The organism is Cloacibacterium sp. Arc13, from assembly GCF_041431305.1.
Lineage (GTDB): Bacteria > Bacteroidota > Bacteroidia > Flavobacteriales > Weeksellaceae > Cloacibacterium > Cloacibacterium caeni_B.
On the sequence record NZ_JASMRM010000010.1, the window covers coordinates 52,255 to 76,789 of the forward strand.

At 33.6% G+C, this 24,535-nt stretch carries 24 protein-coding genes; 10 read left to right on the forward strand and 14 right to left on the reverse strand.

Annotated elements, in window-relative coordinates; genetic code table 11:
• Window positions 1-255 precede the first annotated feature (255 nt).
• Together QO190_RS08800 and QO190_RS08805 are read right to left on the reverse strand one after the other, a co-directional pair.
• A complete protein-coding gene (locus QO190_RS08800) occupies window positions 256-900 on the reverse strand; it encodes an O-methyltransferase (RefSeq protein ID WP_213189895.1) in 645 nt (214 codons plus the stop codon).
• 115 nt (window positions 901-1,015) lie between these two features.
• The gene (locus QO190_RS08805) at window positions 1,016-1,852 is read right to left on the reverse strand and encodes a flagellar motor protein MotB (protein ID WP_371462605.1); all 837 of its coding nucleotides are present in this window, start codon (window positions 1,850-1,852) and stop codon (window positions 1,016-1,018) included.
• Window positions 1,853-1,940: 88 nt separating this feature from the next.
• On the opposite strand from QO190_RS08805, the gene tilS reads away from it, so the two are divergent.
• Both tilS and QO190_RS08815 read left to right on the forward strand, forming a co-directional pair.
• On the forward strand, window positions 1,941-2,891 hold the full coding sequence (gene tilS / locus QO190_RS08810; protein ID WP_371462603.1) for a tRNA lysidine(34) synthetase TilS: 951 nt from the start codon (window positions 1,941-1,943) through the stop codon (window positions 2,889-2,891).
• 109 nt (window positions 2,892-3,000) lie between these two features.
• Window positions 3,001-5,046 carry a cytochrome c biogenesis protein CcdA gene (locus QO190_RS08815; protein WP_371462601.1) on the forward strand — a complete coding sequence of 682 codons (2,046 nt, stop codon included), beginning with the start codon at window positions 3,001-3,003 and terminating at the stop codon, window positions 5,044-5,046.
• Between the two features lie 79 nt (window positions 5,047-5,125).
• Here the strand turns inward: QO190_RS08815 and QO190_RS08820 are convergent, their stop codons facing one another.
• Window positions 5,126-5,512, reverse strand: a complete 387-nt coding sequence (locus QO190_RS08820; protein WP_371462600.1) for a rhodanese-like domain-containing protein — start codon at window positions 5,510-5,512, stop codon at window positions 5,126-5,128.
• 112 nt (window positions 5,513-5,624) lie between these two features.
• Between QO190_RS08820 and QO190_RS08825 the strand changes: the two genes are divergently transcribed.
• The 3 genes from QO190_RS08825 to QO190_RS08835 all read left to right on the forward strand — a co-directional run bounded on the left by QO190_RS08825 (window position 5,625) and on the right by QO190_RS08835 (window position 7,960).
• Entirely contained in the window at window positions 5,625-6,551 is a 927-nt protein-coding gene (locus tag QO190_RS08825) for a YeiH family protein (RefSeq protein WP_371462599.1), read from the forward strand.
• 64 nt (window positions 6,552-6,615) lie between these two features.
• Entirely contained in the window at window positions 6,616-7,119 is a 504-nt protein-coding gene (locus tag QO190_RS08830; protein ID WP_371462597.1) for a hypothetical protein, read from the forward strand.
• Window positions 7,120-7,177: 58 nt separating this feature from the next.
• The gene (locus QO190_RS08835) at window positions 7,178-7,960 is read left to right on the forward strand and encodes an alpha/beta fold hydrolase (protein ID WP_371462596.1); all 783 of its coding nucleotides are present in this window, start codon (window positions 7,178-7,180) and stop codon (window positions 7,958-7,960) included.
• A 3-nt stretch (window positions 7,961-7,963) separates the two neighbouring features.
• Here the strand turns inward: QO190_RS08835 and QO190_RS08840 are convergent, their stop codons facing one another.
• From QO190_RS08840 to QO190_RS08890, 11 genes are all read right to left on the reverse strand, one after another.
• Window positions 7,964-8,569, reverse strand: coding sequence for a hypothetical protein (locus QO190_RS08840; RefSeq protein ID WP_371462595.1), 606 nt, complete (start codon window positions 8,567-8,569; stop codon window positions 7,964-7,966).
• Between the two features lie 106 nt (window positions 8,570-8,675).
• Window positions 8,676-9,752, reverse strand: a complete 1,077-nt coding sequence (gene hypD, locus QO190_RS08845; RefSeq protein ID WP_371462593.1) for a hydrogenase formation protein HypD — start codon at window positions 9,750-9,752, stop codon at window positions 8,676-8,678.
• Window positions 9,753-9,765: 13 nt separating this feature from the next.
• Window positions 9,766-10,611: a Bro-N domain-containing protein gene (locus QO190_RS08850; protein ID WP_371462591.1), complete on the reverse strand. Its 846-nt coding sequence runs from the start codon at window positions 10,609-10,611 to the stop codon at window positions 9,766-9,768.
• A 37-nt stretch (window positions 10,612-10,648) separates the two neighbouring features.
• Window positions 10,649-12,904 carry a TonB-dependent receptor gene (locus tag QO190_RS08855; RefSeq protein ID WP_371462589.1) on the reverse strand — a complete coding sequence of 752 codons (2,256 nt, stop codon included), beginning with the start codon at window positions 12,902-12,904 and terminating at the stop codon, window positions 10,649-10,651.
• An 82-nt stretch (window positions 12,905-12,986) separates the two neighbouring features.
• On the reverse strand, window positions 12,987-13,388 hold the full coding sequence (gene nikR, locus QO190_RS08860) for a nickel-responsive transcriptional regulator NikR (protein ID WP_213189912.1): 402 nt from the start codon (window positions 13,386-13,388) through the stop codon (window positions 12,987-12,989).
• 66 nt (window positions 13,389-13,454) lie between these two features.
• Entirely contained in the window at window positions 13,455-14,081 is a 627-nt protein-coding gene (locus tag QO190_RS08865) for an FKBP-type peptidyl-prolyl cis-trans isomerase (protein ID WP_371462587.1), read from the reverse strand.
• 25 nt (window positions 14,082-14,106) lie between these two features.
• Window positions 14,107-16,509 (reverse strand): carbamoyltransferase HypF, encoded by a 2,403-nt coding sequence (gene hypF, locus QO190_RS08870; protein WP_371462585.1) that lies wholly within the window; start codon window positions 16,507-16,509, stop codon window positions 14,107-14,109.
• Between the two features lie 94 nt (window positions 16,510-16,603).
• The gene (locus tag QO190_RS08875) at window positions 16,604-17,119 is read right to left on the reverse strand and encodes a hydrogenase maturation protease (protein WP_371462583.1); all 516 of its coding nucleotides are present in this window, start codon (window positions 17,117-17,119) and stop codon (window positions 16,604-16,606) included.
• A 72-nt stretch (window positions 17,120-17,191) separates the two neighbouring features.
• Window positions 17,192-17,944: a Ni/Fe-hydrogenase, b-type cytochrome subunit gene (cybH, locus tag QO190_RS08880; protein ID WP_213189916.1), complete on the reverse strand. Its 753-nt coding sequence runs from the start codon at window positions 17,942-17,944 to the stop codon at window positions 17,192-17,194.
• A gap of 17 nt (window positions 17,945-17,961) precedes the next feature.
• Window positions 17,962-19,698 carry a nickel-dependent hydrogenase large subunit gene (locus tag QO190_RS08885; RefSeq protein WP_371462581.1) on the reverse strand — a complete coding sequence of 579 codons (1,737 nt, stop codon included), beginning with the start codon at window positions 19,696-19,698 and terminating at the stop codon, window positions 17,962-17,964.
• 11 nt (window positions 19,699-19,709) lie between these two features.
• Window positions 19,710-20,846 (reverse strand): hydrogenase small subunit, encoded by a 1,137-nt coding sequence (locus QO190_RS08890; RefSeq protein WP_104793977.1) that lies wholly within the window; start codon window positions 20,844-20,846, stop codon window positions 19,710-19,712.
• Window positions 20,847-21,088: 242 nt separating this feature from the next.
• Here QO190_RS08890 and hypA point away from each other — a divergent pair, with 242 nt between their 5' ends.
• From hypA to hypE, 5 genes are all read left to right on the forward strand, one after another.
• The gene (gene hypA / locus QO190_RS08895) at window positions 21,089-21,430 is read left to right on the forward strand and encodes a hydrogenase maturation nickel metallochaperone HypA (protein WP_371462579.1); all 342 of its coding nucleotides are present in this window, start codon (window positions 21,089-21,091) and stop codon (window positions 21,428-21,430) included.
• Between the two features lie 11 nt (window positions 21,431-21,441).
• A complete protein-coding gene (gene hypB / locus QO190_RS08900; RefSeq protein WP_371462577.1) occupies window positions 21,442-22,311 on the forward strand; it encodes a hydrogenase nickel incorporation protein HypB in 870 nt (289 codons plus the stop codon).
• A gap of 66 nt (window positions 22,312-22,377) precedes the next feature.
• Window positions 22,378-22,632, forward strand: coding sequence for a HypC/HybG/HupF family hydrogenase formation chaperone (locus QO190_RS08905; RefSeq protein WP_104793918.1), 255 nt, complete (start codon window positions 22,378-22,380; stop codon window positions 22,630-22,632).
• Window positions 22,633-22,696: 64 nt separating this feature from the next.
• Complete coding sequence (locus QO190_RS08910; protein ID WP_371462575.1) at window positions 22,697-23,455, forward strand: nicotinamide mononucleotide transporter; 759 nt, start codon at window positions 22,697-22,699, stop codon at window positions 23,453-23,455.
• A gap of 23 nt (window positions 23,456-23,478) precedes the next feature.
• Window positions 23,479-24,480: a hydrogenase expression/formation protein HypE gene (gene hypE / locus QO190_RS08915; protein WP_371462573.1), complete on the forward strand. Its 1,002-nt coding sequence runs from the start codon at window positions 23,479-23,481 to the stop codon at window positions 24,478-24,480.
• Window positions 24,481-24,535 lie beyond the last annotated feature (55 nt).

Consider the following 24,535-nt stretch of genomic DNA (forward strand, 5'->3'; position numbering starts at 1 on the left):
AATTTAACTCATAATGTGAAAACAGATTTATTTCTATTATAATTTTTAAATCAGCAAAATCTGCTCAATCTGCGAGAATTTCAATTTTTTCTCTCGCTGATTTTGCTGATAAAGCAGATTTATTTCTACTACAACTTTCAAAACCTGCCAAATCCACTGAATCTGCAAGAGTTTTTAATTTAACTCATAATGTGAAAACAGATTTATTTCTATTATAATTTTTAAATCAGCAAAATCTGCTCAATCTGCGAGAGTTTATTTTTTACGAACTAAATGAATTCCGTCTCGCAAAGGTAAAATTACATTTTCAAAATCCGCATTTTCAGCAACCAATTTATTCACGAGTTTTATCTGTTCGGTTTGCTTATTTCCCTTTTCATCGAGCACTTTTCCGTACCAAAGTACATTATCAATCATCAAAACACTTCCTGATTTCATTCTGGGTTTTACCAATTGTAAATATTCAGGATAGTTTTCTTTGTCTGCATCAATGAAAATCAAATCAAAGGTTTCGCTAGAATTTTTCAAAAATTCTTTAGCATCTTGTAATTTAAAGTCTATTTGAGAAGCAAATTCACTTTGGGCAAAATATTTTTGAGGTAAATAAGCCAAATCTTCATTAACATCTAAAGTGGTTAATTTCCCGTCTTTCTGTAAACCTTCAGCCAAACAAAGCGCTGCATAACCTGTGAAAGTGCCAATTTCTAAAATATTTTTCGGAGAAATCATTTTTGAAATCAAAGAAAGCAATCTACCTTGAAGATATCCCGAAATCATGTGTGGTTGTGTAGTTTTCTGAAAAGTTTCTTTGCGCAATCTTTTCAAAATTTCTGGTTCTGCAGAAGCGGTATCTTCTAAATATCTATCCATTTCTGGATGCAATTCTTCGAAATAACTCATGGATTGATGTGATGATTTTTTACAAAATTACAGAATTTCTAATGATTTTTTGAAAATAAAAAACCTTCAAGGATTTAGAATCCTTGAAGGTTTGGTTCATTGCAAAAAAGCAAAATTATTTTTTTACTGGAGCGATGTCCATTAATTTCATGAATTCATCTAGCTTAGGCATGATGATGATTTCTGTTCTACGGTTTTCTGCACGTCCAGAAACTGAAGCATTAGTCGTTTTAGGATTGTACTCACTTCTACCTCCTGCTGTAATTCTGTTAGGATTTACGCCAAATTGTGTTTGTAAAATTTTCGCAACAGAAGTAGCTCTAAGCGCTGATAAATCCCAGTTGTCTTTTGGTAAATTAGCACTTGCTAAAGGAACGTTATCCGTATTACCTTCGATGAGAACGCTGTAAGTATCATAATCATTAATCACTTTAGCCACTTTTCCTAGCACTTCTTGAGCAGCTGGTAAAATGTTGTAATCTCCTGTTTTGTAAAGCATTTTGTCAGAAAGTGAAATCATCACTACTCCTTTTAAAACTTTTACGTCTACATCTGCATCTGCTACATTATCTAAACTTCTTTTTAATTTATTAGATAAAGCTAAATTTAAACTGTCATTTTTAGAATTGGTAGAAATCAAACGCTTAATGTAAGAGTTAGAAGCATTAATCTCTCCGATTAATTTATCAATATTAGCAGAACCTTTTCCTGCGTTAGACAAACAAGCGTCTAGTGAAGATTTAAGGGCACCGTTTTGGTCTCTTAATAAATTGTTTTCACTGGTCAAACCTGCATTTGCTGCTTGTAAATCTTGAATTTGTCTTTGTCTCTCTCCTGCATTCTCAATACATTGTTTGTAATTAAGATTTAATGCATCATATTGCTTTTTGCTCACACATGAAGTAAGCGTAAGTGCGATTGCTCCTAAAGCAAAAATTTTTAAAATTTTCATAAAGCTTTTGTCTTTTTAAAATTATTGTTACCAAAATTACAAAAATCATTCCAAAAGAAGAATTATATTTGCCTAAAAATAGGCAGTTTTGTTAGATTTTAACAATTTTAAGGAAAATTTAGAAGTTTTAGGAGAAGATATTTTTTCTAAAAAATTTCTTTTGGCTGTTTCGGGTGGTGCCGATTCTATGGTGCTTTCGCACTTGTTTAGATTTTTCGACTCCGCTCAAAATGACAAAGGTCTAGAGTTCCAAGTAGCTCATGTAAACTATCATTTCAGAGGAGAAGATTCTAATCTTGATCAAAAAATTGTAGAAGATTTTTGCAAAAAAAATGACATCAAATTTCATCTAAAAGATGTTTCCGAAGAAGAAAAAACTCAAATGAAATCGCTTCAAAATTGGGCGAGAGAATTGAGGTATGATTTCTTTTTCAAAATTTTAGAAGAAGAAAATCTGGATTATGTTGTTACAGCACACCATCTCAATGATGAGTTGGAAACCTTTTTCATCAATCTTTCTCGTGGTTCGGGAATTAAAGGATTAAGCGGAATTCCGAAAAACGAAAACAGCATTCTTCGTCCGCTTCTGAAGTTTACCAAAGCAGAAATTTATGCTTTTGCAGAAGAAAACCACATCGATTTCAGAGAAGATAAATCCAATGAAAAAAATGATTATCTCAGAAATAAAATCCGCAATCAACTCACCCCAAAAATTCTAGAGATTTTTCCACAGTTTCTAGAACAATTCGGGGAAAGTCTGTCTTATTTAAGTTCGGTTAACGAGTTTTATCAAAACGAAATCGAAAAGACCTTTCAAGAAATTTTAACAGAAGAAAATGAAGAAGGATTTACCTTGAACAAAGAAATTTTATTCCGAAAACCGAAAGTTCTCATCATTGAAATCATTAGAAAACTCGGTTTCACTGGAATTGAAATCGAAAAAATCATGAATGCTGAAAACGGTAAATTTTTCCGAAGCAACACTTATGAAATTTCTATCAAAAGAAAAGAAATCGTTTGCACCAAAAGAAAAAAATGAAATTTTACAAGAAATTGATAAAATTAATTCTTAAAATAAGTTAAATCAGACTATTTATATCTTTTTAAGACCTACAATTTTATATTTTTGTACCTCTAAAAATTAAATAATGAAGAAGTTTTTGCTTTTACTTTTTATCGCTGTTACCTCATTGTTCTCTGCTCAAATTCAGAAACACGTCACGATAAAATACGATGTAAAATCACTCCCAAATAACGAATACGAAGCAGTAATTACCGCTAATATTGACAAAGGATGGCATATTTACTCTAAAGACATCGACCCCGAATCTGGAGCGATTCCCACAGAACTAAAACTGAATTCTAAAGACATTCAACTGATTGGAAAACCTGTAGAAACAGGTAGCAGAAAAACTGAATTTTCTGAAGCTTTCGGCGCAGATTTAACTTTTCTTTCAGGAACTTCTACTTTCAAACAAAAATTTAAAGTTAAAAACCCTGAAAAACCAACAACTGTAAGTGCTGAATTCACATATCAAACCTGTAATGATAAAGTTTGTCTTGCACCAGAAACCATAGAATTTGAGAAAAAAATAGAAGGTTCTGCTCTAGCAAAAACAGAAGAAAAAACAAAAGAAAATAGTAATAAAGACTCTGTAGAATCTGCTACTTCTGTAGCTTCTGCAACTGCAAATCCATCAATTTCAACAAAACAAGAAGGGTTAAAAGTAGCTTCTTTGGATTTTGAAAACCCTTTAACTGATTGTGGAGTTTCTAAAGAAAAAAAATCTGAAAACTATCTTACTTATTTATTTTTAGGATTTTTAGGCGGCTTAATCGCACTATTAACACCTTGTGTTTTCCCTATGATTCCGCTTACCGTTTCTTTCTTCACGAAAGGACAAAAAGACAAAGCAAAAGGAAAACGAGACGCTTTTATTTACGGATTTTTCATTCTCTTAATTTTCGTTTTATTGAGCGTTCCTTTCCATATTATTGACGGAATTGCAGGAAATATTTTCAATCAAATTTCTACATCAGTTAGCTTAAATATTGCATTTTTCTTGATTTTCTTATTCTTCGCAGGAAGTTTCTTCGGATATTATGATATTACATTGCCAAGTTCTATCGCCAATAAATCTTCAAAAGCAGAAGAAGCAGGAGGAATCATTGGGATTTTCTTTATGGCTTTAACCTTGGTCATTGTTTCATTTTCTTGTACTGGACCAATTTTAGGAAGTTTATTAGGAAGCGCTGTTACAGGTTCTGCAAATGTTCCGATGTTATTAACCTTTGCTTTGGCAGGATTTGGTTTAAGTTGGGCAATTGTTTTCGGACTATTGGCATTATTTCCGCAAGCGTTACAGAGTTTGCCAAAATCTGGCGGTTGGATGAATACCGTAAAAGTAGTTCTTGGTTTCGTAGAATTAGCTTTAGCATTGAAATTTTTATCAAAAGCAGATTTAGTTTCTAAAACATTCTTACTAAAACGTGAACTCTTCATCGCGATTTGGATAATTATTACCATCGGTTTAGTGCTTTATTTATTTGGAAAAATTAGATTTCCACATGATGATAAAAACCAAAAAATCTCTGTTACCCGAAAAATCTTTGGAGTTTTAGGAATTGGATTTTTAGTATATTTAGTTCAAGGATTAGTTCCTGCAGAAAGACCAAAACTACAAATGCTTTCAGGGATTTTGCCTCCAATTAATGTGAGTTATCTTCATGATGAAAAAGACGGAATTCTAGGAATGCATCCAGAACATGATTATTTCAAAGCTATAGCATTGGCAAAGAAAGAAAACAAGCCAGTCTTGATAGATTTCACAGGTTATGGTTGCGAAAACTGTAGAAAGATGGAAGAATTTGTGTGGAGTGAACCAGACATTTTACCTACTTTACAAAACGAGGTTATTCTCGCTTCTCTTTATGTAGACGACAAAGAAGAATTGCCAGAAGCAGAACAAACCAAAGTAGATCTAGGAAACGGACAAATGAAACGCGTTAAAACCATTGGTGATAAATGGAGTATGTTTCAGCAAGTGAATTTTAATAATAATTCTCAACCGCATTACGTTTTGGTAACTCCAGAAGGAAAAGTGATTAACACTCCTGTTTCTGGTTATATGCCGAAAGAAGATTTCAAAAAATTCTTAGAATGTGGAATTGAGTTTTATAAAAAACAGAAATAAAATCATCATTTCATGGATAAAAAAGAAAGCTTTCAAAATTTTGAAAGCTTTTTTTTATAAGTAAATTGTTTAGAACATTTTATTTTGCTAATTCTTCGTTTACCGTTTTGGTATTGATTCCGTTGGTTACATTTTTTATTCCATTATATTCTAGAATCGCTTTCGCTTGTCCGCTTCTGTTTCCTGTTCTACAAAAAACAATTACAGATGGTTTTCCTTTGAATTCATTCAATCTACTTTCTACTTCATCAAGCGGAATATTCACGGCTCCTTTTACGCTTCCTTCTGCAAATTCTTGTGGCGTTCTTACATCTACTAAAAATGCTCCGTTTGCAACTTGTTCTTTAATCGAAACTTCTTTTTGGGCTTCAGTTTGAGCATTACTTTCTGCAGGTTTAGGAGAAGAACACTGTGTTCCTATAATAACTAAAGCTCCAAAGCTCAATATTGATATTAACTTTTTCATTTTTTTCTATTTTTTACAAAACTATTTCATTAGCGAGAGTTCTTATGTAACAAAAGTTACAAAAGCAAATTTTGGTTTTGAATAATTTCGCGTTCGATAATTCAGAAAGAACATGCTTCAAAAAAAATTACTTCTTCAACTCCTCTTTTTAGCACTCGCTGTATTATCTTTTTCACCACTTGTTTCTCCGCCAATTGCTTTATTATTCGGAATTCTTTTTGTGAATATTTTCGGAAAAGTTCTAGAGACAGATAGTTTTGTCAAAAAATTATTGCAGTATTCTATTATAGGATTAGGTTTCGGAATTAATCTGAACACCGCAATAGAAGCAGGAAGCCAAGGTTTTCTTTTTACCGTTTCTACAATTGCTTTGGTCATGATTTTTGGTTTATTTTTAGCCAAAATTTTAAAAATTAACAAAACCATCGCTCAACTCATTTCCGCAGGAACCGCAATCTGTGGAGGAAGCGCAATCGCAGCAGTTGCACCCATTTTAAAAGCCAATAGCAAACAAACTTCTGTGGCTTTAGGAATTGTTTTTGTCTTGAATGCTGTTGCGCTGTTTATTTTCCCAGAAATTGGGCATTTTTTTAATTTAACTCAAAATCAATTTGGCATTTGGAGCGCTATCGCTATTCACGATACGAGTTCTGTAGTTGGCGCTGCAAGTAAATACGGTAACGAATCGTTACAAATTGCCACCACCGTAAAATTAGCAAGAGCTTTATGGATTATTCCGTTGGCTTTTCTTATTTCTATTTTTACCAAAAGTGAAGGGAAAATTAAGATTCCTTATTTCATTGGTTTCTTTGTTTTAGCGATTTTAGCAGGAACTTATCTTCCTTTTTTACAAAATTTCAATACTATTATTTCTGAAATTTCTAGAGACACACTCAAGGTTGCTCTTTTCTTAATTGGAGCAGGATTATCTTTACAAAATCTCAAAAATATAGGTATCAAGCCTCTCCTTTTAGGAATTATTCTTTGGATTTTCATTTCTAGTATTTCACTTTACGCTGTTTTACAATTTTTGAAGTAAGTATCGGTAGAATAAAAAGTTTGGTTAAATTTGTATTCAATCAATACAAATTAATTAGATAACCATGAAAAAACTATTTTTTATTCCTTTGATGCTCATCGCTTTCTCGTGCAACAAAACCGCAGAAAATAATGCTAAAGATGTAGACAGCACTAAGATTATTGATTCCATCAATGCGGTAAGAATGAAATACAATGACAGCATCAGAGCGTTGAACAACAAAAATAATTACAGTGATTTAAGCGGAAAACATAAACTTACTTTCGTATCTGATGATGGCGTTTCATTAACTGGAACCGTGAATTTCACTAAAATTATGAGTGATGGTTACGAAGTAAAAGGAAATGCAAAATCTGGGAAAAACATACTCATCATTGATGGAAAAGCGGACAGAGTATCGCCAAAACACATCAATTTTTACGGAAAAATCACACAAACCATCAATGGTAAAACAGAATCCAAGAGCAACAGCAATACGTTCAGAGATGAAGGAAAAGGAGATTTTTTTAGACTTCAACAGAAAATAAACGCTCAAGGTTTTGTAGATTACATCGATATTTGGAAATAAATTCAGATAGAGATTTTGTACAATATTGAATCTCGTATCTCAAAAAAAATATAAAATTATGCTACATCACGAAATTTCAGGAAACGGCAAAAAACCATTGGTTTTACTTCATGGTTTTATGGAAAACACGACCATCTGGGACGAAATGGAAGCTCATCTTTCTAAAGATTTCACTTTGATTAAAATAGATTTACCTGGACATGGAAAATCTAAAGTTTATCAAGAAATTCACACCGTAGAATTGATGGCTGAAAAAGTAAAAGAAGTAATTGATGCTCTAAAATTAGAGAAAATCAATTTGCTGGGACATTCTTTGGGAGGTTATGTTTCTCTGGCTTTTGCTGAAAAATTTCCTGAAATTTTGGAAAGCATGACTTTATTTTTCTCTACTACACTTGCAGATGATGAAGAGAAAAAAGCAATCCGTAAAAGAAGTATTGCAGTAATTGATGAAAATTTTGAAACTTTCGTCAAAACTTCTATCCCCAATCTTTTTAGCAATAATGAAAAAGATATTTTAGAAGGCAAGATAGAATTGGCAAAAAACATTGCGAAAGCTACCAATAAAGAAGGCGTAAAAGCCGCTCAATTAGGAATGGCAGAAAGACCAGACCGAACTGAAATTTTAGAAAATTTAGATGCAAAAATCCTCATCATTGCTGGGAAATATGACAATGCTGTAAAAACCGAAAATCTTCTCAAAATTATTCCAGAAAAGACCAACATCAAAACGTATGTTTTAGATTGCGGGCACAACGGACATTGGGAAAAACCAACGATTTGTGCGGAAATTATCAACACAGAATTGTTGCATAATCTGCCGAAACATTTTTTACTCTAAATATTAAAGCAACCCTAAATTTTCAACCACCACTTTTCCGCCATAAACGATACAAAGTATAGAGGAAATAATCACCAAACTGGCTTGCAATTTTTTAGATTTCAAGAGACTTTTAGTGTAAGGAATACTGAACAAGTAGGCTGCTAAAAACATCCCGAAAATAGAGCCTAACCCGAAAATAAGAATGTATATCAATCCTTCTAAAGGTGTTTTCATCTGAGAAATCACCAAAACAACCAATGCTCCACTCCCAGCCAAACCGTGAATTAATCCCACACCGAAAGCTGCTCTAGAAGTGTTATGAGTATGGGTATGTTCTTTCGGAAAATAGAGTTTAAAAACTCTGTAAAGTCCCAAAATAATAAGCATGACACCAACTCCAGCTTCAAAATTTTTAAAAACTTCCTCCCCAATATTGAACTTAAACCCAATCATTAAAATCCCAATAAAAAAAATAGTTGCGGTATGACCAATTCCCCAATAAATTCCATCTTTCATGGATTGTTTCAGATTTTCGCGGTGAGAAACGAGTGTGTTTACCGCCAATAAATGGTCGGCTTCAAAAGCGTGTTCTAAACCTGAATAGATGGTAAGAAATATTTTAAACATTTTTTTAAGATTTGAGATATGAGACTTTAGATATGAGATAATCATTAAATGAGATGTAATTTTTTAAAGAAAAATCTGAAATCTCACTTCTTGAATCTCGCTTCTATTAACTGTAGTGATAATACGCTGCACAAGCTCCCTCCGAAGAAACCATTGGCGCTCCTAAAGGATTCCCAGGATTGCAAAGTTTCGCAAAATGTGGACATTCAACTGGTTTTTTAATGCCTTTCAGGATTTCACCAGCAATACAAAGATTTTCTTCTTTTTTCTCTAAATTTTCAATGTCAAATTTTTTAGAAGCATCAAAATCTTTGTACTTTTCTTTCATGACTAAACCAGAATTTGGGATTTCGCCAATTCCGCGCCATTCTTGAGTTCCAATTTCAAAAATTTCGTTGACCACTTTTTGAGCAGGAATATTTCCTTCGTCTTTTACCAAACGTTCGTAGCAATTTTCTACTTTATGTTCGCCTTTTTCGAGTTGCAAAACAGCGTGATAAATCGCTTGAAGCAAATCTGCAGGTTCAAAACCAGAAATCACAATCGGGATTTTATATTTTTCTGCCAGAGGAAAATATTCTGAAGTTCCCATAATGGTACAAACATGACCAGCTCCTAAAAACGCATCAATATTACAAAATTCATCATCTAAAATGGCTTCCATTGCAGGCGGAACCAAAACATGAGAAACCAAAAGTGAGAAATTTTTAAGACCTAATTTTTGTGCATGAACCACGCTTAAAGCATTACTTGGAGCTGTAGTTTCAAAACCTACGGCAAAGAAAACTACTTCTTTTTCAGGATTTTTTTCTGCAATTTGCACCGCTTCTAACGGAGAATACAAAATTCGCAAATCTCCACCATCAGCTTTGGCTTGAAGCAAGGATTTTTTACTACCTGGAACTCTTACCATATCTCCAAAAGAGCATAAAACTGCGCCTTTTTCCATCAAAGCAACGGCTTTATCAATCAACGAAATCGGGGTAACACAAACTGGGCAACCAGGACCATGAATCATTCTCACTTTGTCTGGAAGCAGTTCTAGCAAACCATTTTTTACTAAAGAATGGGTTTGTCCGCCACAAATTTCCATGATATTCCAAGGTTTTGTGACGATTTTTTCGATTTCGTTTAAATAAAACTTTACGAGTTCTGGATTGCGGTATTCTGTGAGAAATTTCATTTTAAGTCAAGATTTAAGATTCAAGATTTTTTGGTGGTTTATTCTTATTTAAAAGAGCTTTTGCATTTTGAGAAGTTACTACTTTTTTGCCTGTAGATTCTTCTAATTTTTCTCTTGCAACTTTTGCAACATCCCCACCTTTTTTGGCAACCTCTACATTTTCTTCAAAATTTTGTGGATTAAATGACTGAGAAATATCTTTCGTGGACGCTTCCGCTAACATATTCAAAATCAATTCTGTATTCGTCATATGATCACGAAGATTTTCCTTTTTTAAATCTTTCAACTTTTTATATTCTTTGGTTGATTTTCCTGACCAAGTTTTGGTAATAATATCCGTTAAAACAGCAAATTGAAGTCCTTCTTTCATTCCTCGCTTCTTCCATTCATCTGTTAATTCTTTACGAATTTCAATACTTTTTAATCTTTGATTAATCCAATTTTCAGAATATCCTAATTGTAAATATTCTTTCATGGCACGTTCTACCGTAAGTTCAGGATTTTGCATTTCATCTAATCTTTCATTGGCAATTTTGGCCAACCAAAGTTTAAAAGGTTCAGCTTTCGGCGAAGGAATAGACTGAATTAAACGGAAAAGTTGTTCTGTATCTGCAACATCTGTTATTCTCATTTTTCCATCTGTTGCAATCATTTTCAACTGTCCGATTTTTTCGGACAGTTCACTTCCTTCTTTTTTAAGTTTTGATTTTAAATCACTCCAATACTTTCTTGGGCGGTCATTATTTGTTAAAACTTCAATTACATCCACAATGGAAAAATACCATTTCTCTTGCTCGTCGTCCCAAATGGTACGAACTTTTTTGGATTCAAAAATTTGTAAAGCGTTTTTCTGTGTCATCAGTTTTTAGATTTTACAAAACCAAATATACTCATTTCTAAAAGAAATAAGTGTAACTTAATTTACCAAAAAACGGAGTTCCTGGCGTAAAATGAATCTCTGAAATAGGTTGACTTTCATTATATAATCTACTTTCTGTATCAAATTGGGTTTCCTTCCATTTTACATTAAAAATGTTCTGAACAGCAACTCCTAATTCCCATTTTTTAGTGGTATAATTCACCGTTCCATCCCAAACAAAGTATCCTTTTGCTACCACAGAATTGTCTTCGTTTGCTGGTCTATCTCCCATTAATCGGTAACGCAAACTTCCGTTGAAACCCATTTCTTTTCTGTAGGTAATTCCGCCTGTACTTACTAATTTCGGAGCTAGAGGAATTAAATTTTCATCAGCAGGAACATTTAAACTTCTCGGTTTCGCTATACTTAAATTAAAATCTGCAAACCAATTTTGGTAAATTTCGTAGCGAGCAGTGATGTCAATTCCCATTCTTTCGGTTTTTCCGCCTTCTTCTACTACCGCTTCATCTCCTACATAAACAAACTCTTGGTCTAACCAAAGATACCAAACCGCCGATTGAAGAATGAGTTTTTTGCCAATTTTAAAAACTCCACCAAAATCTGCTCCTAAAGCAGGAGGCAAAACTTTTTTACCGTTTTCTACAACTGCAACTCTGGTGTCATTGCTGTGGAAACCTTTTCCAAAATAAGAATACAATTGCACATTTTCATTGAAACGATAATTCATTCTTAATTTTGGACTGAAAATATTGGAATTTGATTTTAGTTTTTGCTGAAGAAGTTTGTCATTATACTGATTATCAAAATAATCAAATCTGATGGAAGGCGTAATATCAAAATTTTGATTTAAAGCGATTTTTTGACTCCAAAAAGCACCCCAATCTACTTCATCTACATCACCAAATTTCAATTGTTCTGTTGTAATATTTCTATCTTTGGTTCTAGAAAGTTCTAAGTCATTCACATCATCATAGCGCAATTGAATTCCTGCAATAGTCTCTGACTTTAAGCCAAATAACTGGGTAGATTTTTCATAAGTAGAATTAAAACCATACAGATTTCTATCTTCTTTTTGGCGAATTTGGTCCCCGTTAATTGGGTCATTTAAGAAAAATGTAAAATTAGAATACAACTCAAATAGATATTTAGAATAGAAAATTTGATTGGTGAATTTCCCTCCATTTTTCAAGTAAGATTTTAGATTTGCATTAAAATTATATCGAGAAGTTTTGCCTCCTTCATTGTCATCAATTGCACCAAACCAACCAATTGTTCCATCTTCTATCGCTCTATCAGGTATTTGACCCGAAGCGTTCCATTTACTGGAAAGCCCAGAGAAATAAACTGTTAAAAAATTGTTATCATTCAATTTTCCGTGATATTTCAGCATTCCATTAAAACGGTTAAAGTCTTGAGGACTCTCAAAATATCCATCTGTAAAATAGGCTTCTGTAGCTAAAAATAAGCTTTGGTCTTTTATTTCTTTATTGTTTTTCAAAAGATTTAAACCCAAAACACCACGGTACGTTTTGAACTGCCCCAATTCTAATTTCGCAAAGTTATTTTCTAAAAAATCCTTGGTTTTAAAATCTACAAAACCTGCAGTGGTAAAGTTGCCTTTTTCTGCAAAATAAGGACCTTTATCAAAATTTACTTTATCAATAAATTCAGGAATCACGAAATGCAAATCTGCATAACCTTGTCCGTGAGCGTGAGAAACCATATTCACGGGAATTCCGTCTACAGAAAGGCTTACATCCGTTCCGTGATCTACATCAAAACCGCGAATAAAAAGCTGCTCCGCTTTTCCGCCTCCAGCGTGTTGACCGATGAAAAGCCCTGGAACAGAACGCAAAATTTCTTGCGAATTATTAATCGGACGAAGATGAATATCTAAGTCTGAAATGGTTTGAAAAATATTATTTTTTGCTGAATTTTTCAATTGAACTTCCGCAATACTTACCACTTTTGGGTTGAGAAAAATGTAACCAAAATCTTTTTCTTTTTTGATGGAGTTTAAGTTAAATTCTTCTTTTTCGTAGCCAATTCCTGAAACATAAATTTTTTGATTTTCCGAATTGAAATTTTGAAGACTCACAAAACCATTTTCGTCAGAAAATTCTTGAAAACCATCATTAAAATCACTTATTAATACTGATGAAATTGGTTTTTTTGTGATTTCATTTAAAACATAAATTCCTTTTAAATTTTGTGCAAAAAAATCATTAATTGAAATTAAAATTAATGAAAAAATAAAGATTTTCAACCTCATATCGTGTTACTTTTTTATATTTTCGTGTTACTTTTTGCAAATTAAAAACCCTTTCAAAGTTTGAAACTCTGAAAGGGTTAGTTTATATCATTTTACTGGTTACCAATTTCCCATGAATAATCCCTTTTAAACCAATTAATTTATTGGCTAAATCGGTTAAACGATTTGCATTCCCTTTTACTGCAATAATTTCTAAGCAATTATCATGATCTAGATGAAAATGTTGTGCTGAAAGAATTTCTTTGTAAAATTCATGCTGAATGTCATTCATCTTTACACCTACATCACCTTTATGATGATCAAAAAGCAACACAATAGCACCAGAAACCACATCATTTTCTTTCCATTTCTTTTCTACAATTCGGTTTTCTACCAAGTGTCGAATCGCTTGTGAACGGTTTGGCAAATGATTGTCTAGAACGAATTGGTCTAATTCTTTCAAAACTTCTTCGTCTAAACTCACTCCAAATCTTACTTGCGCCATCGTGTTACTTTTTTATCTTTTTGTGCCACTAAAATACTCTTTTTAGAAGAAACCTTCCAAATGAAATTAGATGATTTTATTCAGTTCAATAATGAAAACCAAAGTAGCATTCGGTTGAATCATTGGTGGCGCTCCGTTTTCGCCATAAGCTAAATGTGGCGGAATATACACTTTCCAGCGAGAACCTTCCTGCATTTTGGTGAGTACTTCTTTCCATCCTTCTATCATTTCAGAAATTCTGAAAACTTGCGCGCCAATATCTTTTGTAGAATCAAAAACCTGCTTATCAAGCAAATAACCTTCATATTCTACTTCTACCTCATCGGTTATTTTTGGAATTTCTCCGTTTCCTTCTACTAAAATCTCGTATTGTAAACCACTTTCTAATTCTGTAATTTTAGGATTTTCTCTGTTTTTTTCAAGAAATTCTTGTCCTTCTTCAGCATTTTTTTGCAACATTTCACCACGAAGCAAGAGCACATAATTGTTGAAAATATCAATAGATTTTTTTGGCGAAATTTTTCCCATTTCATTATTGAAAACAGTTTTCATTCCTTCCGTAAAATCATCGTATTTAATATCTTCAAAGCCCATATCTTTCAAGCTCATCGCCAAAACAACACCTGCAGAATAAGAAACTTTGTCTTGATCTTCGGTGTGGTCTATTTTTCCTAATAAATCGTAAATGTCCATTTATGAAATTTTAAATTTTAGATTTTTATTTTAAGTTTAAGTAATAATTCAATTGTCCAAAACTGATGTTCTCGTCATTTGGTGAAAGTTTTTCATGGAAATGAAGCTCAAATTTTTCACCCAAAAATTCTATTGCCAAATCTACCAACAAAGCATTTTGCCAAACTCCACCAGAAAAAGCGAGTTCTTTCACCGCAAAACGCTGTGCTATTTTTTCAATCGCTTTAATTAAAGTATAATGAAAATTCAGACCGATTTCTCCAGTCCTTTTTCCTGATTTTTTTTCTTCCAGAATTTTAGAAAACAGTTTTTTTGTAGGGATATTTTCAAATTCATCATTTTTCAAATAATCTTTCAATCTGTGAAAATCTGTGAAATCTGTGGGAAACTTTTCCTGCGAAATTTTCTCCAACCACATAGCAGGTTCTCCTTCAAAAAACAAAGGTTTTTCATAACCTAAAACAAAAGCAACCGCATCAAAAAACCTTCCCATAGATGAAGTTTTAATCTCTGATTTTTCAATTAAGTTGGTGTAAATTTTCCATTCGTTTTCATCAAAAGCAAATTTCAAATCTTCATTATTTTCCGAAATAGAAAGTGCTGAAATTTTGGGAGATTTCGACATTTTATCGCCTAAAATCCAAGCGAAATTTTCTAATTGGGCAATTCGTTTTATTTTTGGATTTCGCTCTTTCAGAGCTTCGCAATTCTCCGTGTTATTTTTCATTGGGCTTTGCCCAATGCTATTGATTTTCGCCACTTCGTGGCTCTGCTTTTCTTTAATTTTTTCTAAATTTTCAAAAAGGAAAAATTCTCCGCCCCAAATTTCTGTAGAAGTCCCGAAGCCAATTCCGTCCCAAATAATGCCCAAAACTTTATCTCTTTTCCAGAGTTTTTTTTCTCCTAAAATGGAAGCGAAATGTGCTTTGTGATGTTGGATTTCTTCTACTCTCGCTGATTGAGCAGATTGAGCAGTTTTTTTTGAAAATTTTGAAATTATATTTTGGTTTTCGTATTTAGGATGTAAATCGGAAAGAATTAAATTGGGTTCAAAATTAAATATTTTTTGATACGATTTTACAGTATTTTCAAATCTTTCGTAGGTTTCAAAATTGGCTAAATCGCCGATATATTCTGAAATGTAAACGTGATTATTTGGAACAACGGCGAAAGTATTTTTAAGATCTCCGCCTAAACACAGAATCTTGATTTTTTCTTTATTGAGTTCCGAAAGTTCTTCGGCAAAGAAATAATTTGGGGCAAAACCTCTGGAACGACGAAAAACAATTTTCTGGTGATGTTTTGGAGAAAATTTAATCACAGAATCGTCTTGAGGATGCTGAATTTCTAATGTGTTGTGTAAAAAATAATCTGCAATTTTACCTAAAATTTGCTCAGCTTCTTCTGTTGTAGAGCAAATTGGCGAACCATGAAAATTTCCACTGGTTGCGATGAGCGGTTTTCCGAAAGTTTTCGAAATCAATTTCAACGTGCCAGAATAGGGAAACATCGCGCCAACAGAATTCATATTCGGTGAAATCTCTTCAATTGCCAAATCTTTTACCTCCTTAATTTTAGTAACAATTATAGGACTTTCAGAAGATTTGAAGTGCTGAATTTGCAGTTCTGACACCTCTAAATATTCCTGCATTGTTGAGATTCCAGAAAATAAAACGGCGAAAGGTTTTGTTGGTCTGCGTTTTCTTTTTCTCAACTCTGAAACGGCTTCTGAATTGGTGGCATCGCACATTAATAGATAACCTGCTGTGTTTTTGAGTGCTACGATTTTTCCTTGAGATAATTCTTCGGCTAATTTTTCGAAAATTTCTTTATTTGAACCTTTGAATTCGTTTCCTTGGTTGTCTTTTAACCAAATTTGAATACCACAATTCGGACAAGAATTGGTTTGAGAATGAAACCTTACATCATCTGAATTTTGGTATTCTGCTAAACAATTCGGGCACATTTTGAAAACTTCAATCGCTGTGTTTTCTCTTTCGAAAGGAAATTTTTTGGTGATGGAATATCTCGGTCCGCATTGTGTACAAGTGGTAAAAGGATAAAAATAACGTGGGTTATGTTCATCAAAAAGTTCAGTTTCACAAGATTCGCAAGTTGCAAAATCAGGCGTTAACGGAATATCTACCACAATGTTTTTTTCGGTAGGCTTGATATAGAAATTATCAAAAATTTCTGCTGTTTCAATTTCTTTGATTTCAGAAAAAATGATTTCGGAAGATTTTGGTTTACGATGATGAATTTCATTAAAAAATTGCTCAGAATTTTCACCTTGGCAAACAATAATTACGCCCAACTCATCATTAGAAACGTAGCCTTTTAGCCCGAATTTTTCGGCCAAATTGAAAATAAAAGGACGAAAACCCACTCCTTGAACTCGTCCTGATATATGTATTTCGGTAGTTTTCATTTTGTTCGCACAGATTTCACGGATTTTCACAGATGAAATTATTTTAATAAAAATTTAAAATTGACTTGATCATTTCTATGAAATCTATGAGCGTTTAATTTTTTCTAATTTTTTGAACTAATTCTAGAGCCATTTCGGTTACTTTTGGAATAGCCGCGGCTACTTTTGGTGAAAGCTCTAAATACATGGGCTCCATTTTAGAAATGGTAACCGTGAAAAGATAAATATTAGGCATTTTATCCATAAAAGTAAGAATATCTACCATGTCTTTTAATCCAAAATTATGACCGCTCAACGAAACGGGGAAATCATCTGAAAATTTAGGGGTAAGAAGGGTAATCGTTCCTTCTTCTTTTCCGTCCATCGTAGCATCTACAATAATCACATGCTCATGACTTTCGATGTAGGGAACAAGTGAAAAACCGCCAGTTCCTCCATCTAAAAAACTGATACCTTCTGGAAATCTAGAAGTGTCTAAATTTTTAACAAATTGAACACCAATTCCTTCGTCTCCCATCAAATAATTCCCGATTCCCAAAATGAGAATGTCATTTCCGTCAGAATGAAATTCGTCTACGGTATATTGGAAAGTTTCTGTATTATTTTTCAAAATTTTAAATTTTTGAGGCAAAAAATTCCCCGAAAATGATCATTATTTCAGGGAATTCGGTTTAGTTTAATATTAATGTTTCTCCTCTTCTTTATAATCCTCGAATCTTTCGGTACGACAGAATTTATAACCACTTACCATCGCCGAAGATTCACCACGACCTTCTAACCAATCGTGGAATAAGACTAGGTAAAAATGTACTGCAATGAACAATATAAATGCCCACATTACAATATGGTGAATTCTTCTGATTAAAAATTCATCTGTAGTAATCAACGAGGTAGCCCAAGCAAAAAACTTAGGGAAAAACCATGTAGATGTAGGCGCATACAATGCAAATCCGGTAAACACCATTACTACTGCTAGAATGAACATTACCAAATAAGATGCTGCAGCAACTGCATTATGACCAATAGGAATATTGGTGAATTTATATTCTTTTTCGTTGAATAAAAATATATCGTACTTGATAACGTGCCACATTTTTTCTCTTCCTTTTTTATCAAAAGGAACAAATTGTCTCCAATTGGCAAATCTGTTTCCTACAAAAGCCCAATAAACTCTCATAAACATTACAGCAACCATTGCATAAGCACTTATGAAATGTACCTGTCTGATTAGTCCCATCCAGAATTGTCCTGACGCTTCTTTTGCGGTCATAATTGCAGGAGGATTTGCGATTAAAAACCCTGTAATAATGAGAAAAGTAATTGCAAAACCATTAATCCAATGGAAAAAACGAACGGGCAATTGCCAAATGTACGCTCGTCTGAAGGTGACCGTTTTAATAGGAACGCCTTCTTGAATTTGAGTTGTGTTTTCCATTTTAAAATATTTTTAGATTAAACGGTACAAACAGAAACGTCATTAATTTCTTTGATGATATTTCCTTTTTCGTCATACAAATGCACTGCACAAGCAATACAAGGGTCAAAAGAGTGAATCGTTCTAATGATTTCTAATGGAAGTTCTGTGTCTGCAACTGGAGTATTAATCAATGTACTTTCGTAAGGAGAACGCTGTCCTTTTGGATCACGTGGTGAAGCATTCCAAGTAGAAGGTACAATTTGTTGGTAATTTTCTGTTTTACCGTCTTTTATTACAATCCAGTGGCTTAATCCACCTCTTGGAGCCTCTACTCTACCTACACCTTTTGCTTCAGCAGGCCATGTAGAAACTTCCCATTTCTCCATATTTGCCATTCTTTCATCTCCTCCTTTGATATTTTCAATTAATTTATCATAGAATTCTAAATTCCATTGAGCAACTAGTTGAGTTTCTAAACCTCTAGCTGCAGTTCTGCCTAAAGTAGAGAATAATGCTTCTGCAGGAACATCTAATTTCGTTAATGCAGAATCTACTACTTCTTTGAAATCTTCTCTTCCTGAAGCATAACCAACTAACATTCTCGCTAATGGGCCTACTTCCATCGCTTGACCTTTCCAACGAGGAGTTTTTATAAAGCTATATTTATTTTCTACATCTAAGAATTCATATGGAGGTTTCGGACCTGTATAATTGATATTCGTCTCTCCACTCCACGGTTGTTTTCCAGCGTTTGGATCACCTGTATAATCATACCAAGAATTATTCACGTGTTCTTCTACTGTTTTCAGATTTTCTAAATCTACATCATGTACTTTAGATAAATCTTTATTAAGAATTACCCCTGATGGGAATTTGTAGGTACTCATATCTTTGTTACCATAGCCCGCCATTGGGAAATCTCCGAATGCCATAAAGTTATGGAAACCACCAATTGCACCCCAATCTTTGTAGAAACTAGCAATCGTTAATAAATCTGGCAGATAAACTTGTTCTACGAATTCTTTTCCTTGGATTAATAATTTCTGAACCAGTGCCAATCTTTCTGCATTAATTCCACTTGCATCATCTACATTAATTGCGCAAGCCATACCTCCTACTAAGAAATTAGGGTGTGGGTTTTTACCACCAAAAATAGCATGAATTTTCACGATTTCTTTTTGCCATTCTAAAGCTTCAAGGTAGTGAGCTGTTGCCATTAAATTCGCTTCTGGTGGAAGTTTCATAGCTGGGTGTCCCCAATATCCGTTTGCAAAGATTCCTAATTGTCCGCTGTCTACAAATTTTTTCAAACGTTTTTGTAAATCAGCAAAATATCCTGGTGAAGATTTTGGCCAATTAGAGATGGATTGTGCTAATTCTGATGTTTTTACAGGGTCTGCACTTAAACCATTGACTACATCTACCCAATCAAATGCATGAAGGTGATAGAAGTGTACAATGTGGTCATGTATATATAATGAACCCAGCATTATATTTCTTACCATTTCTGCATTAGGTGGTACATTAATTCCTAATGCGTTTTCTACTGCTCTAATAGAAGCAATAGCGTGGGTAGTAGTACATACTCCACAAGTTCTTTGTACAAAAGCCCAAACATCTTTTGGGTTTCTGCCTTTTACAATATTTTCTAAACCACGTACCATCCCTGATGAAAGGAATGCGTCTCTGATGGTTCCGTCTGTGATTTCTACCTCTGCTCTTAAATGACCTTCAATCCTTGTAATAGGATCTACTACTATTCTATTTGCCATTTTTTAAATTTTTAAATCTTGTCTTTAGCTAATTTTTTTTCACTTTCTTCTGCTTCTTTTATTCTTCTTTCTAAATCTTTTCTCTTAGAAATATTAGAAGCTACGGCATGTATTGCAGCTCCGGCAACTACACCACCAAGAGCAACTTTACCAACAGTATCAGCATTGCTCTCTGCGAAACCGCCTATTGCAGAAATGTCTCTAGAATAGAAACTATCTGCTGCATCCCAGAATTTATCTGCACTACAACCTAGACATCCGTGACCAGACTGAATTGGGTAAGAAATACCACCATTCCATTTCATATTACCACAGGTATTATAAGTAGATGGTCCTTTACAGCCTACTTTATATAGACAATATCCTTTTTTAGCATTTTCGTCATCGAAACTTTCTACGAAAAGACCTGCATCAAAATAAGGTCTTCTGTAGCAGCTATCGTGAACACGTTTAGAATAGAAAGCTTTTGGTCTTCCTGCAGCATCTAATTCTGGTAATTTACCAAATGCTACATAATGTACTATCACTCCCGCCATTACCTCACCAATTGGAGGACAACCTGGAACATTGATAATTGGTTTATCTGTAATAATTTTATTAATAGGAACCGCACCAGTAGGATTAGGTTTTGCTGCTTGTACACAACCTGTAGTTGCACAGCTTCCCCATGCTATGATAGCAGCAGCGTCTTTAGCAGACTCTTTTAGAATATCTATAGCTGTTCTTCCTGCAATTACACAATAATTACCATCATCTCCTAGAGGAACAGAACCTTCTACACAAAGAATATATTTTCCTTTATATTTCTCCATGGTAGATTTTTTCGCAGCTTCCGCCTGATGACCACTTGCTGCCATCAATGTTAATGTGTAATCTAATGAAATCTTATCTAGAATTATATCCGCTACGATAGGATGGTCTGAACGGATAAAAGACTCACTGCAACAGGTACATTCTTGGAAATGTTCCCATATTACAGGTAATCTTGGTGTAGTAGCTAACGCTTTGGCTACCTGACCAAGAGCTGAACTTTCGATACCCATGTATGCGCCAATGAAGGCAACAAATTTCATGAAATCTCTTCTAGAATATCCTTGTCTCTCAATACTCTGAAGGTAAGTTTCATTGGTTGAAGTTTTAGTCCCCATATTATTTTTTATTAATCCTTCTAAAATTAGAAAATTTTTGAAACACAAACGAAAAGCATTACGTTATTTATAATTATTTTAAATTTATTTTAAACAAAACACCCCATAAACAGTGACTTTATTAAACATATGTTACTTTTGTTACTGATTAAAATCATATAAAAGTCCTATTAAAAACACAAAAATCATTTAAAAAATTAATCAGAAAAGTGTAGATTTGTTACATATCATTTAACAAAAAAATGCACGAACTTTCTATTGCAACCTCTATTTTAAAAACTGCCACTCAAGAAGTTGAGAAAATTAAAGGCAAAAAAGTAGAAGAAATTTACCTAGAAATTGGCAAAATTTCTGGTATTGAAATTCCTTCTTTAGAATTTGCATGGGAACAATGCATGAAGGATAGTGTTTTAGAAAATGCTAAAGTTCACATTACAGAACCAGATGGTTTTGCCAGATGCGCAGAGTGCAATCATGAATTCGAGATTTCTAAAATTTATGATTCCTGTGAACGTTGCGGAAGTCCTTTTAAGGAAATTATTACAGGACAAGAAATGAAAATAAAAAAATTAATTATCAGCTAAAATTTAAACATATGTGCTCAACTTGCGGATGTAGTTCTAACGAAAACGGAATTACTTTAACAAAAATGGGAGAAAACCATCATACACACCATCATCACGATGGTCATACTCATTCCCACGAACACCATCATGGAGATCACTCTCACAGTCATGAACACCATCATGAACATAATCATGACCACGAACATCATCACGACCACAATCATGGCCACCACCATCATCATGATGTAAATATTGTAGAACTAGAAAAAGATATTCTTCATCAAAATCAATTGGGCGCAGAAAGAAACCGTGGATTTTTTGAAGCTTTAAATATTTTCGCAATGAATTTAGTTTCTTCGCCTGGCTCTGGGAAAACTTCGCTTTTAGAAAAAACCATCGCTGACTTAAAAAGTGAAATAGAATTTTCTGTAATTGAAGGCGACCAACAAACCACCAATGACGCAGCCAGAATACACGCGTTAAACGTTCCTGTTCTTCAAATCAACACTGGAAAAGGATGCCATTTAGATTCAGAAATGATTGCCAAATCTCTAAAAGAACTAAAACCGAAGCAAAATTCTATACTCATGATAGAAAATGTAGGAAACTTAGTTTGTCCTGCTATGTTTGATTTAGGCGAAAACCAAAGAGTAGTCATTATTTCTACCACAGAAGGCGAAGATAAACCGTTGAAATATCCAGATATGTTTTACAGTTCTAATATTTGTATTATCAATAAAATTGATTTGTTGCCATACTTAAAATTTGATGTAGAAAAACTGAAAGAAAACACAAAAAAAGTAAATCCAAACATCCAATTTTTTGAAGTTTCAGCTACTTCAGGAGAAGGAATGGAAGCTTGGTATGAGTTTTTAAGAAGCAAAATTGTAAAATCGTAAAATCTCGAAAGAATTATTTTTTACAGTTTTACAACTTTACAAATCATCAACTTAACAAAGAAAATTATGTGTTTAGCCATTCCAGGAAAATTAGAAAACATTACTTCTCAGCTAGACGAAGTCTTTAGAATAGGAAGTGTAGATTTTGAAGGCATCAGAAAGGAGGTAAATCTTGCTTTGGTTCCAGAAGCCAAAGTTGGCGATTATGTTTTGGTTCACGTAGGTGCCGCAATAGGAATTATAGACGAAGATGAAGCCAAAAAAACGATGGATGCCCTGAAATTAATGGGAGAAGATTTAGAATTAGAGCCCGAAAACTAGGTAATCATCACGATTTTCTTATTTTTGTTAAAACTTTATAAGAATTTTGTGATAAAACTTAAAAATGATTCAACTAAAAAAAGCAGTTCGTTCCTTTGTGCAATCTAAATATTTAGACCTATTTGGAGCAACATTAGTCCTCGTTATCAGCATCTATAATCAATATCATCTCACTTATTATTTTCAAGGAAATGTAAAGTTCGACGTTCCTTTTTCAGAGCAAATCGCACTCATAAAACAAGGCGCTTTTCCTCTAGGAATTTTCTCCACAATTGGAGCCGTTTTTTCTTTACTTTCTACCAGATTTGTAGGCAAACAAAATAATGTGGGCAATATTATAGGCGTTTTTACCACTATAAATTCGGGAGCCATTGATTATTTTTTAGGAAATCATTCCGCAGCAATTACCTATCCTTTAACCTTTATTATCACTTATTTCGCTGTGATTAAATGGAAAAAAGGTGAAAAAATTAGAAAAATAGACTTCAACTATTACCTCATCAATAGCGTAGGTTTAGTTTTAGGATACTTATTGGTTTACATAGGAACAGAAATCTTCGGAGGAAGAGACGATTTATTGTTTTTCAACATCGTTTCTATCACTTTCGGACTTTCTTTAGGAGCCAATTTCAGTTCGGCGCTTAAATACGAAACCACATTTTTAAGTTGGACCATTTATAACGTTGTGCAACTGATTAAAGCATTTTTACAACTGAATATTGCAAATATTGCCAAATATATTTTCTATATGATAAACGCTGCCATCACTTTGGGAGACTGGATTTGGAACAGAGATGTAAGAAAAAAAGCAGCATTATCTTAATTAAAATTTAAAAATTAAGCATCATGCCAGAAAGCATTAACCTTCAACACGGAAGTGGCGGTGAAAAAATGACCGAACTTCTCAATAATCTTATTTTTAAAAATTTAGGAAACGAAATATTAAACAAAAAACATGATGGTGCTTTTCTAGAAATGTCTGGAAGGTTAGCATTTTCTAGCGACAGTTTCGTGGTTTCTCCTATATTTTTCAAAGGCGGAAATATTGGTGAGTTGGCAGTTTTTGGGACGGTAAATGATATTTCGATGTGCGGTGCAGAACCCAAATATTTATCGCTTTCGTTTATCATTGAAGAAGGTTTTGCAATGGAAGATTTTGAAAAAATCATTCATTCTATAAAACTAGCCACCGAAAAAGCAGGTGTACAAATTGTAACAGGTGACACTAAAGTAGTAGAACGCGGAAAAGGTGATAAAATCTACATCAACACCTCCGGAATTGGTGTAATTTACGATAATGCAAAAATCGGAATCGAATATATAAAACCGAACCAATCCATCATCATCAATAGAGACATCGCTTCTCACGGAATGGCGATTATGAGCGAAAGAGAAGGTTTAAAATTTGATTCTGAAATTTTGAGCGACACTAAAAATCTCAATTTTGAAATTAAAAAACTCATCGAGAATTTTGGTGAAAAAATTCATTTCATACGAGATGCAACGAGAGGCGGTTTAGCTTCTGTTCTAAATGAAATTACCTCGGAAAGTAACCTTGGAATTCATCTTTTTGAAGAAAAAATTCTATTGCAAAGACAAGTAAAAAGCGCTTGCGAATTGCTAGGTTTAGACCCAATGTATGTAGCCAACGAAGGAACTTTCTTATGCGTTTGTGACAATGAAATTTCAGACGAAGTTTTAGAAACTTTGCAAAGAGTAAATCATCACGCTTCTAAAATCGGTCACATCACGGAAGAACACGCCGGAAAAGTCATTATGGAAAGTGCTTTTGGAGGAAAACGCGTAGTAAACCCTTTGATTGGGGAACAATTACCGAGGATTTGTTAAAAAAAGAATTAACAAGACTTACTTTGGCGCTTAACTACTTTAACTTTGACAAAAA

Excerpts from the sequence above, each read along its gene's own strand:
- QO190_RS08820 (WP_371462600.1), bottom strand. The coding sequence starts at position 5,512 with ATGAAAAAGTTAATATCAATATTGAGCTTTGGAGCTTTAGTTATTATA.
- QO190_RS08800 (WP_213189895.1), bottom strand. The coding sequence starts at position 900 with ATGAGTTATTTCGAAGAATTGCATCCAGAAATGGATAGATATTTAGAA.
- QO190_RS08910 (WP_371462575.1), top strand. The coding sequence starts at position 22,697 with ATGATTCAACTAAAAAAAGCAGTTCGTTCCTTTGTGCAATCTAAATAT.
- QO190_RS08830 (WP_371462597.1), top strand. The coding sequence starts at position 6,616 with ATGAAAAAACTATTTTTTATTCCTTTGATGCTCATCGCTTTCTCGTGC.
- hypE (WP_371462573.1), top strand. The coding sequence starts at position 23,479 with ATGCCAGAAAGCATTAACCTTCAACACGGAAGTGGCGGTGAAAAAATG.
- hypA (WP_371462579.1), top strand. The coding sequence starts at position 21,089 with ATGCACGAACTTTCTATTGCAACCTCTATTTTAAAAACTGCCACTCAA.
- QO190_RS08885 (WP_371462581.1), bottom strand. The coding sequence starts at position 19,698 with ATGGCAAATAGAATAGTAGTAGATCCTATTACAAGGATTGAAGGTCAT.
- nikR (WP_213189912.1), bottom strand. The coding sequence starts at position 13,388 with ATGGCGCAAGTAAGATTTGGAGTGAGTTTAGACGAAGAAGTTTTGAAA.
- QO190_RS08805 (WP_371462605.1), bottom strand. The coding sequence starts at position 1,852 with ATGAAAATTTTAAAAATTTTTGCTTTAGGAGCAATCGCACTTACGCTT.
- QO190_RS08865 (WP_371462587.1), bottom strand. The coding sequence starts at position 14,081 with ATGGACATTTACGATTTATTAGGAAAAATAGACCACACCGAAGATCAA.
- QO190_RS08850 (WP_371462591.1), bottom strand. The coding sequence starts at position 10,611 with ATGACACAGAAAAACGCTTTACAAATTTTTGAATCCAAAAAAGTTCGT.
- QO190_RS08815 (WP_371462601.1), top strand. The coding sequence starts at position 3,001 with ATGAAGAAGTTTTTGCTTTTACTTTTTATCGCTGTTACCTCATTGTTC.
- QO190_RS08855 (WP_371462589.1), bottom strand. The coding sequence starts at position 12,904 with ATGAGGTTGAAAATCTTTATTTTTTCATTAATTTTAATTTCAATTAAT.
- hypF (WP_371462585.1), bottom strand. The coding sequence starts at position 16,509 with ATGAAAACTACCGAAATACATATATCAGGACGAGTTCAAGGAGTGGGT.
- hypB (WP_371462577.1), top strand. The coding sequence starts at position 21,442 with ATGTGCTCAACTTGCGGATGTAGTTCTAACGAAAACGGAATTACTTTA.
- cybH (WP_213189916.1), bottom strand. The coding sequence starts at position 17,944 with ATGGAAAACACAACTCAAATTCAAGAAGGCGTTCCTATTAAAACGGTC.
- QO190_RS08905 (WP_104793918.1), top strand. The coding sequence starts at position 22,378 with ATGTGTTTAGCCATTCCAGGAAAATTAGAAAACATTACTTCTCAGCTA.
- hypD (WP_371462593.1), bottom strand. The coding sequence starts at position 9,752 with ATGAAATTTCTCACAGAATACCGCAATCCAGAACTCGTAAAGTTTTAT.
- QO190_RS08890 (WP_104793977.1), bottom strand. The coding sequence starts at position 20,846 with ATGGGGACTAAAACTTCAACCAATGAAACTTACCTTCAGAGTATTGAG.
- QO190_RS08840 (WP_371462595.1), bottom strand. The coding sequence starts at position 8,569 with ATGTTTAAAATATTTCTTACCATCTATTCAGGTTTAGAACACGCTTTT.
- QO190_RS08835 (WP_371462596.1), top strand. The coding sequence starts at position 7,178 with ATGCTACATCACGAAATTTCAGGAAACGGCAAAAAACCATTGGTTTTA.
- QO190_RS08825 (WP_371462599.1), top strand. The coding sequence starts at position 5,625 with ATGCTTCAAAAAAAATTACTTCTTCAACTCCTCTTTTTAGCACTCGCT.